Source organism: Desulfosporosinus sp. OT (assembly GCF_000224515.1).
GTDB lineage: Bacteria > Bacillota > Desulfitobacteriia > Desulfitobacteriales > Desulfitobacteriaceae > Desulfosporosinus.
Genome location: NZ_AGAF01000109.1, coordinates 1 through 578, shown reverse-complemented (window position 1 = coordinate 578; position 578 = coordinate 1). Strand labels below are relative to the sequence as shown.

The following is a 578-nucleotide window of genomic DNA, read 5'->3' as shown; positions in this document are numbered from 1 at the left end:
CAGGACTATTTCTATACATGACCACGTTATGCCTTACTATTGGTATCCAGCTCATTTTAAATAATTGAGTCTTGTGCTCATGAGGGTCTGTTAATATCCACCTATCTTTACTCACACCCGTATAATCTGGTCTAAAGTACCTTGTGTAAATCCATTTAAACGACTTATTTGGGTGCAAAACTTTTAGGTGTTTCCTTAGTTTAATCCATATATAACTGTCAATTTGGCCAAATATCTTCTTTGCAACCTGGCTTGACCAGTAGTTTCCAATACCCCGTATTATCGGGTTTAAAGTTGCAATTAAGTCTCCTACAGGCTTTCCCTTAAGTTGCATGAACACATTCTTTATTGTTTCCCTTGCCTTTTTCACGCTTGCTTTGGATGGTTTTATGAATAGATGTATACCGTTGTTGGTATTATATTGTCTTAGATTAAATCCAAGAAAATCGAATCCTTCACTGATATTCATAACTTTTGTCTTATCCTCTGCAAGTGTCAATCCTCTTTGGGTGAGGTATGGTTCAAGTCTTTCATACATAGACATAGCTTGTTCCTTTGTTTTGCACACAACTACTAAA

Annotated in this window: 1 protein-coding gene; it reads right to left on the bottom strand. The window is 36.2% G+C overall.

The genetic code is table 11. The features are described 5' to 3' along the window. The coding region (locus tag DOT_RS09855; protein ID WP_282433454.1) for a group II intron maturase-specific domain-containing protein at positions 1 to 538 on the bottom strand (538 nt) is incomplete at its 3' end. Between the last annotated feature and the right edge of the window lie 40 nt (positions 539 to 578).